Genomic DNA, 9,149 nt, shown 5'->3' on the forward strand with positions numbered 1-9,149 from the left:
GCAATGCCGCGCTTCAAATTCAGCCAGGCGGTGTGCTCGGTGGAATTGCCGTTGCCGCCCCACCACGGGATCGAGCGCTGCTCAACAATGTAGTTGAGCCACGCCTTGCCGATCTCCTCGGCGCTGAGGTCGGGTTTGATGCCGTAGTCCTCGAGCGCACGGATGAAGGTGAAGGTGCCGGCGATGTCGTCGTCGGTGACGACCAACGGCAGGTTCAGCTGCTCGTGCACGTAGTATTCGATCGGGCCGAGTTCATCCATGATGCGCCGGTAGGACCAGCCTTCGAACGGCCGGCCAAGATAGACGCCGATCAGCTTGCCGAGCACACCGGCATAGACGCGTTCGAGATAATCGTTGGGAACCTGCATTGCCAACTCCTATGCGCATGTACGAAAACTTCAACCCTTGACCGAGCCGCCGGCGATACCCTCGATGAAACGCCGCTGTAACGCGACGAACAGGATGACTACCGGCAGCACGATGATCAGCGCTGCGGCCATGATCTCACCCCAGTCTGAAGTGTATTGGCCGCTGAGCAGGAAGAACGAGACCACCGCCGTCTGTCGGTCGGCCTTCTGCAGGAAGGTAGTGGCAATTAGGAACTCATTCCACGAAAAGAGGCCGATGATCAGCGCGACGGTCAGGATGCCGGGCGAGACGAGCGGCAGCATCACCTTGGTGAACACTTGCCAGTGACTGGCGCCGTCGACGATTGCGGCCTCCTCGAGCTCGCGCGGCACAGCGAGGAAATAGGTCCGCAGCAGCATAACAGCGAAGGGTGAGTAGACAGCCGTGTAGATCAATGAAACGGCGAAGACGTTGTTGATCAACCCGAGCCTTGCAAAGCCGAAATAGAGCGGAAAGAGGAAGAGCTGGATCGGCGCGGTGGTAGTGCCGAGCAGGTAGAAGGTGACGATCTTCCAGCTTTTCACCTTGTGGCGCGCCAGTACGTAGGCCGTGAGCGAAGCGTTCGAGCACACCAGGACGATGGTCAGTGCGGTCAGCAGCACCGAGTTGAGGAAGGTCTGGCCGAACCGCGCATCCCTCCAGGCGCGGGCGAAATTGTCCCAGCGGATGGCTTCGGGCACCGACAGCGGGTTCTGTACGATCTGCGCAGCAGGTTTCAGCGAATTGAGGACCAACAGGGCGATTGGGAACAGCGCGACCAGGAGTGCGAAGAACAGCACCACATAGGTGATGCCCAAGGTCGCGCGGCTCTCGACCAGTCTCATTCCTTGTACTCCCGCGCCTGCAGGCGGATGTAGAAGGAGGTCGCGACGAGGCCGATCAGGCTGATGATGAGAGCCACCGCCGCCGCCTGCCCGACATTCAGGTCGTAGAAGGCGATGCGGTAAGCCATGGTCGACAGTACTTCGCTCGAGAATGGCGGCAGATCGCTCATCTCGACGTTGCCCGAAAACAGCAAAATCAGGGAATATCCAACCAAGTCACATTAACTTTACGGTGCCCCCCAGTTCATCTATCACACAGATTGAGGAAGACCCTGCCACAGTTAGTCCAAACTGCCGCATTCTTGCATTTAAGTGCTGCGCGACATTTCTCCTCATCGTCGTAAAGAGCAGCGGATTTTGGGTAATCTTATATCGTAATTTTCTTAATTCGGCGATGGAAGGTTCGGCAAGGAGTCGCACGCACGAAATTCCATTTGCGGCAGCTCATATACCATTGGGTACAGAAGATCAGCAGTTAGCCCATAAGTACTAGACGCCGTATTTTTTAAGACTCCATCCTAGAATTATGATACTATGTAATTAGGGACAATATCCAATTCATTAACACTGGCATCTGGCAGGGTGCGTAACTTTGCTTGAGCGCAAGGCGCTTAAGCCAAAGACTCAAAGATACGCGAACAGTTTATTTTTGGCCTATTTCGACTTGCCAGTATTTATGTTGGGCAAGCACTGACCGTCGCGAACATGGGGGCGAGAAATGGCAACCGTATACAAGATTCACCCGGCGATCGGCATCGCCCGAGTCGGGAATTCCCCGCACGAATTCTTCATCGGTCCGGAGCGCATCGGCGAGCAGCCGAACCCGACCGGCGGCTTCAAGGACGCGCAGTGCCGCGTCAAGAGGCAGGCCGCGCGCTTCCACGTCTTTGCGCATCACGACGACGGCACGGTGGAGGAAATCACCAGCGCCGAGGCCGACATCAAGTGGACCGTGCATCTCGTCAACAGCAAGGCGGCCAATCCCGGGCGCAACAACAGCGAATCGGCGGCCGATCTGACCATCGACCCAGGAACGCGCACCTTGAACGGGCCGAACCAACAGCAACTGTTCGACAGCGGCCAGATCAAGTTTTCAGGCGCGCCGGTAACCACCGTACCGCTCGGCGAGATTCGCAGCGATCCCGAGAACCACTTGTTGGTCTTGGGCGGATTCGGCCAGTCCGGCTCGCCCGCGGGAACGGCGCTGGACGGCTATTTTTGGGCCAGCGACGACTGGTACGACGACGTTTCCGACGGGCCAGTGACGGCGACAATCAAGATCCGCGCCGACAAATCCAAACCCGCGGTGGTCGGTGCCTGGGTGATCGTTGCGCCACCGAAGTTCGCCCCGCATCAGGAGAGCGTCATCACCTTGTACGACCGTGTGTTGCAGGCCATGGTCGATGGCGGCCTGCTGGCCGCACCGACGACGACTGGGTATACGGAGGATATTTATCCGATCCTGCAGCGGGCGCGCGACACGGGCTGGGTCGATCGAACCTTCGGTTCCCATGCATGGTCCGATCCAGTGACCAGCAACGCGCTGCGCAACGCCATTTTCAACAAGCTGAAAGCCCCCGGCGGGGGTGGCGGCAACATGCCGGAGATCAACGATTCGGGGACCCAGGATGACCGCCTGACCGCGATTCAGCACGCGCATATGGAGCGCTGGAACAATAACAACTACACCAACGACTGGGCCGGCGCGCCACCGCCGCAGGCTGATGTCACGCCCGACGGCCTGGACCGCGCGGCGTTGGAAGCCTGCGTCGGCGGTGCTTTTTTTCCGGGCATTGAAGCGGGCGGTCTCAGCGGTTCACGTCCGATCATCGTCGCGTCCAATTTTTCGGAGCCGTTCCGGCTCAACCACGGCGTCGTGTCGCCGGGCGACATGACCTATGTGATGGCGCTGCCATGGCAGAACGACTTCTATCAATGTGCCGACAATTGGTGGCCCGTACCGCGCCCGAACCACGTCACGCGCCAGGGGACGCCGGATCAAGCCTTTATTGGCGGCGTCGTCAGTGGCGGACAGGGCATGGTCGACAACTGGCACAAGCTCGGCTTTATCGTGCAGCAGGGTTCGCAGCACGTGGAAGTCGACCGCTGCGACCTCGTCAGCATCAACCTGTTGACGCCGCTGCTCAACTTCCAAAACGTTCCGCAGGGACCGATGGGCATGGTGCGCGAAACCGCGCTCGCCATAACATTTGAGGTGATCTCGCCATCGAGCGCGGTGACGCTTCAATATGCGGCGGGTGGCGCGCCCTCGCATCCACAACTGGTCGCTTTCAACACATCGGTCACGGCTGGGCCGACACCGGCCAATGGCGTCGCCACGGCCCGCCTCTGGGTGATCTATCGCACGAGCGCCGCGGGCGACGTTCTGCCGCCGCAGACGGTCACCGTGCAGGATTCAGGCGGTACGCAGAGCTGGACCATCACCATTATCGGGGACACGGTCGCGCGCAAGACGGCAGCGGCCGCGCTCGTGCTGGATCGCTCGGGCAGCATGTCCGAGGACCGCGGCGACGGTCAGAGCAAACACACTTCGTTGCAGCAGGCCGCCAATATTTTCGTCGACGTGATGCTGGAAGGTGACGGCGTTGGCCTCGTGCGGTTCAATCAGGACGCGCAGGTGCTGCAGCCGATACTTCAACTCGGCAATGGTGGTCTGTCCGACACCAACCGGGGTAACACCAAGGACATCATCAACGGCACCGGGCTCGACCCGAACGGTCAGACGTCGATTGGCGACGGCATCTTCGAGGGTCGCGGCATCCTGAGTTCAACCGCCACGGCGTTCGATGTCAAATCGCTCGTGGTGCTGACGGATGGTGTGGAGAACCGCTCGCGCATGATCGCCGACGTTGCGTCTGACATCAACGAATTCACTTATGCCGTCGGCCTCGGTCAGCCGCAAAACATCAGCGTGTCCGCGCTGCAGACCATCTCCGGCAACAACGGTGGATATCTGCTCGTCACCGGCGCGATCGGCACCGACAACCGGTTCCTGCTGCAGAAGTACTTTCTGCAGATCCTCGCAGGCATCAGCAACGCCGAGGTCGTGCTTGACCCTGAGGGCCAATTGCTCCCAGGCCGCGTGGAACGCATACCGTTTCAATTGACGGCCGGCGACGCAGGGGTCGATGTCATCCTGCTCACGCCATACGCCAAAATTGTCGACTTTCGGGTGCAGACGCCGAGCGGGCAAATCATCGAACCCTGGCGTGCAATGTCCGAGCCCGGCATGCGCTTCGTCTTGTCCGATGGCGTCAGTTATTACCGGCTCGCGTTGCCGATCGAGTTCATGGCCGATCGCTTTGATGCCGGCGGCACTTGGCACGCTCTGGTTACCATCGGTCGGCCCCGTTTCGAGCGGGGCGATACCCGCGACGGTAGCGACTCGGCAATTCGGCACACCATGTTTGCGCGGCCGACCCAGGCCCCCATCGCGCCCGCACACGGCGCGGCGGCGCGGCGCGCCAGTATATTGGCGGCGGAGCAGTTCGCTGCCGCCATGGTGGCGGGCGTCGGCACCCAGGGTGCCGCAGCGCCGGGCCTACGCACCCTGCCCTACAGCCTCATCGTTCATGCCTATTCGAACGTGTCGCTGCAGGCACATGTCGAGCAAGCGAGTTTCGTGCCGGGCGCGCATATGACTCTGCATGCAGCCTTGGCGCAATCCGGCATTCCGCTGGCCGGCCACGCGCAGGTCTGGGCCGAGGTAACACCGCCCGCTGGCAGCGCGACGACGATCGCCATGCCGGAAGGGGACGCGGGACAATTCACGGCGCATTTCACCACCGCCAGGCCGGGCGTCTATCGCTTTCGGATCCGCGCCAGCGGCACGACGCTGAGCGGCGAGCCTTTCACGCGCGAAAGGACTCTGACGGGCGCGGTCTGGCGCGGCGGCGATCAGGTGTCTGACCGCGGCAGCACTGGCCAGATCATCGTCGACTACCTGCGAGACCGTGATGCACGTTTGTGCGAGCTGTTGAGTTGCTTCTTTCAGCGCGACGGCACGCTGAGCGCGGAACTGGAAAAGCGCCTGCGCGCTCTCGGCATCGACCTCGATCATGCACGGAAGTGCCTGGACGAGCTCTGCCGGGGCGAGCGCCACTGCAAGTAGAGCGACACCCGGAATGGCGATGGAGTTCGATGTAGCCGTCGTCGGTGCAGGCCCAGCCGGCGCGGCCGCAGCGCGGCGACTCGCGCAGCATGGCCGCCGCGTCGTGCTAGTGGAACGGTCGCGTTTCGAAGCGCCGCGCGTCGGTGAATCGCTTGCGCCCGCGACACAACCCTTGCTGGTGGAGCTCGGAGTATGGCCGCAATTCATGGCCCTCTCGCCCTTGGCTTCGTACGGCACGCGCAGTGTCTGGGGCAGCGCCGAAGCGCAAGAGCACTCGCATCTGATCAACCCCTACGGCTGCGGTTGGCATGTCGATCGGTTGGCGTTCGACCGGATGCTCGCCGAGGCCGCCGTGATGGCTGGCGCCGAACTGCGGTGCGGAACGGCGCTCGCCTCTTGCGAAGCAGCGGACGACGGCCGATGGCTGCTTCGATTGAACCATGCTGGCGATCCGACCCCATTGCGCGCGCGCGTTTTGATCGACGCCACCGGGCGTGCGGCCCATCTGGCGCGGTGGGTCGGCGCGCAACGGATCGTTTTCGACCGCTTGGTGGGGGTCGCGACGCTGTTCGGTGACATCGACACGTCGCGCGAAGGCTATATCCTGGTAGAAACGACGCCCGATGGGTGGTGGTATTCCGCACCGGTGCCCCAGGATCGCATGATGGCGATGCTGATGACGGACGGCGATCTGTGTGGGCGCGCCAGCCTGTCAGCGCGGATTCGTTGGCGCCAGCTATTCGCCTGTGCCCCGAAAACGTTTGCGCGGGTCTCCGGCACGGTGCTGTGGGGCCCGCGCGTTTTCTCCTCGCTTAGCCAGCGTCTGCGCCGCAGTGAATTCGACGCGCGTTGGATCGCGGTGGGCGACGCCGCGCTGGCCGTTGATCCGATTTCCGGCAGCGGTGTCGTCCGCGCGTTGCGGTCCGCCCGCGCCGGTGCCGAGACCGCGCTCGCACTGCTCGACGGCAAGACACGACACGCCATTGAAGCGTACGAGGCCGACCGTGATTTCGAATGTACCACGTACTTGCACGAGCGTGCGCAGTACTACGGCGTCGAACAGCGTTGGCGGGAATCTCCTTTCTGGCATCGGCGCGCCGCTGCGCTGACCGAGATGGCAGCGAGCAGCCAATGACGTGGGCGCGCTGTGAGAGACCGGTAATTTCTCTGGGGTTATGCGGCATGCGCCAGCACGGCACGCACGCCTTGCGGTCATTGAGGCGTGAAACTGATGGCCCTCCAAATTAATGATTGAATCCGAACTGAATGCCGATTTTCCTGACTCCGATCGTGGAAGCGGCCGAGGCGGTGCAGACGCCACGCGGCGGGGGCGGACTCGACAAACAGGCTGCGCGTCGAGGAGTTCAGCCGCACGAATTGCAGAGTGTTTATGTGCGGCGCGCCAGCCGTGGTATGCTTGCCACAGCGAGGTAGTTGTCATGCCGGACATCGCCGCTTGGCTGGCCCAGTTAGGGCTGGACAAGTACATAGGGGCGTTCACCGCCAACGAAGTTGATATGGATGCGCTTCGGCATCTCACAGAAAACGATCTGAGGGAGCTGGGTTTACCCGTCGGGCCGCGTCGCAAGATTCTGGCGGCGATTGTCGGAATGGTCGACGACACTATGTCGCCAGTGAGTTCCGCGTCCGCCCAGGTGCCAGCGCCGCTGGAACGCGAGGCAGAGCGCCGGCAGCTGACCGTGATGTTCATCGACCTCGTGGGTTCGACAGAGTTGTCACAGCGGCTCGACCCGGAGGAAATGCGCAGCGTCTTGCGTGCCTACCAAAGTGCTGTGTCAGCGGAGATTGCGCGATACGAAGGGTATGTTGCCAAGTTAATGGGTGACGGCGTGCTTGCCTATTTTGGTTGGCCGACGGCACATGAAGACGATGCCGAACGTGCCGTCCGCGCGGGCCTGGCAGCCGCGACGGCGACGGCCAGGTTGACAACTCCCTCGGGCAATTCTCTTTCTGCCCGTATCGGCATCGCGACAGGTCTTGTCGTGGTCGGCGACCTGATTGGTGAAGGATCGGCGCAGGAAGAGGCCGTCGTTGGCGAGACCCCAAACCTCGCGGCACGGTTGCAGGCGATGGCCGAGCCTGACACCGTCGTGATTGCGGGAGGTACCCACCGCCTGGTTGTCGGATTGTTCGAGATGGTTGATCTCGGTCTCCAGCGGCTCAGGGGCTTTGCAACTCACGTCCCCGCCTGGCGCATCATCGGCGAGTCCGATGCCGAGGGGCGCTTTGATGCATTGCATCGCGACGCGACGCCGCTGGTGGGACGAACCGAGGAATTGGAGCTTCTGCTTCGACGCTGGCAACAGGCTCGGATAGGGCAAGGCCAAGCGGTGATACTGTCAGGCGAACCCGGCATCGGCAAGTCGCGACTGACCGCCGCGTTGGAGGAGCGACTGAGCGCCGAACCGCACGCCCGGTTGCGCTACTTCTGTTCCCCCTACCACATGAACACCGCGCTCTACCCCGTTGCCAGGCAGCTCGAGCGCGCCGCGAGAATTGCCAACAGCGACGGCACCAGCGCGAAGCTCGAAAAGCTCGAGGCACTCCTCCTCCAAGTGATGCCAGACGTAATGGAGGTGGGCCCGCTCCTCGGCTCGCTGTTGTCAATCGACATCACTGGCCGCTATGCACCGATCGACCTGACTCCACAAGCGCAGAGGCTCCACACACTGCGCGCGCTCGGGGCGCAGATCGAAGCCATTGCGTCGAGACAACGCGTTTTCATGATCGTCGAGGATGCGCATTGGATCGACCCGACGACGGGCGAATGGCTCGACATGCTCATCGATAGATCGCGCACCCTGCCCGTTCTTCTGATCGTCACCTTTCGACCCGAATTCCAACCGCGTTGGCTGGAATTGCCGCATGTGACGGCGATGTCGCTTGGCCGTCTTGGGCGCGATGAGGGAGCGGCTATCATCGACCGCGTAGCCGGCGGCAGGACTCTCCCATCGCAGGTCAAAGATCAGATTCTAGCTAAGACCGAAGGCGTGCCGCTTTTTGTCGAGGAGCTGACCAAAACCGTTCTTGAGTCGGATCTTCGCCAAGACGGCGATCCCGATCAACGGTCGGGCACATTGCCCTCGCTCGTCATACCGTCGACCCTGCAGGATTCGCTGATGGCACGCCTCGACAGATTGTCCTCGGTCAAGAACGTTGCCCAAGTCGGGGCATGCATAGGCCGTGTCTTCCACCACAGACTCCTCGCTGCGATAATAGGGTCCGATGCCGCCCTGCTCAAATCAAACCTTCAGCAACTCGAAAAATCTGGACTTCTCTTTCGAAGCAACGATGTTCCGGAGACAAGCTATACCTTTAAGCATGCACTTGTACAGGACGCGGCCTATCAGAGTCTGCTCAAGAGTCGGCGACAGCAAATCCACGCGACTATTGCAGCTGCGCTGGAGACGCAGTTCCAGGACGTTGCCGAGGTTGAGCCCGAGACGATCGCATATCACTGCATGGAGGGCGGCCTGGCATATCGGGCAGGAAGCTATTGGCTGAAGGCCGGTCAGCTGGCGCTTAAGCGTTCGGCGAACATCGAAGCTCTGGCTCACCTGCACAAGGGGTTGGAAGTGGTTACCACCCTACCTGCCAACGAGGATCGTTTGAGACTCGAGTTGCACTTACAGAACGCCCTTGGTGTGGCCGCAATGGCGGTCAAAGGTTGGGGCGCACCTGAAGTTTTTTGTGCGTTCTCTGCAGCGCGCCAGTTGTGCGAGAAGTTAAACGACAGCGGAGAGCTCTTCGTAGCGGTCCGGGGC

6 protein-coding genes are annotated in these 9,149 nt (G+C 61.6%); 3 read left to right on the top strand and 3 right to left on the bottom strand.

The window, feature by feature from the left end:
* From AAAC48_RS10755 to AAAC48_RS10765, 3 genes are all read right to left on the bottom strand, one after another.
* A partial coding sequence (locus AAAC48_RS10755; RefSeq protein WP_340654163.1) for an ADP-ribosylglycohydrolase family protein occupies window positions 1-368 on the bottom strand: 368 nt, incomplete at its 3' end.
* Window positions 369-398: 30 nt separating this feature from the next.
* Entirely contained in the window at window positions 399-1,232 is an 834-nt protein-coding gene (locus AAAC48_RS10760; RefSeq protein ID WP_340654164.1) for a carbohydrate ABC transporter permease, read from the bottom strand.
* Window positions 1,229-1,447, bottom strand: coding sequence for a hypothetical protein (locus AAAC48_RS10765; RefSeq protein ID WP_340654165.1), 219 nt, complete (start codon window positions 1,445-1,447; stop codon window positions 1,229-1,231). Before AAAC48_RS10765 ends, AAAC48_RS10760 begins: the two co-directional genes overlap by 4 nt.
* Before the next feature lie 503 nt (window positions 1,448-1,950).
* On the opposite strand from AAAC48_RS10765, the gene AAAC48_RS10770 reads away from it, so the two are divergent.
* The 3 genes from AAAC48_RS10770 to AAAC48_RS10780 form a co-directional block, all read left to right on the top strand.
* Window positions 1,951-5,364: a LodA/GoxA family CTQ-dependent oxidase gene (locus AAAC48_RS10770; protein ID WP_340654166.1), complete on the top strand. Its 3,414-nt coding sequence runs from the start codon at window positions 1,951-1,953 to the stop codon at window positions 5,362-5,364.
* Window positions 5,365-5,383: 19 nt separating this feature from the next.
* Window positions 5,384-6,499 (top strand): FAD-dependent oxidoreductase, encoded by a 1,116-nt coding sequence (locus tag AAAC48_RS10775; protein WP_340654167.1) that lies wholly within the window; start codon window positions 5,384-5,386, stop codon window positions 6,497-6,499.
* A gap of 304 nt (window positions 6,500-6,803) precedes the next feature.
* A partial coding sequence (locus AAAC48_RS10780) for an adenylate/guanylate cyclase domain-containing protein (RefSeq protein ID WP_340654168.1) occupies window positions 6,804-9,149 on the top strand: 2,346 nt, incomplete at its 3' end.

Origin of the sequence: Phyllobacterium sp., assembly GCF_037994405.1 — a bacterium.
Taxonomy (GTDB): Bacteria; Pseudomonadota; Alphaproteobacteria; order Rhizobiales; family Rhizobiaceae; genus Phyllobacterium.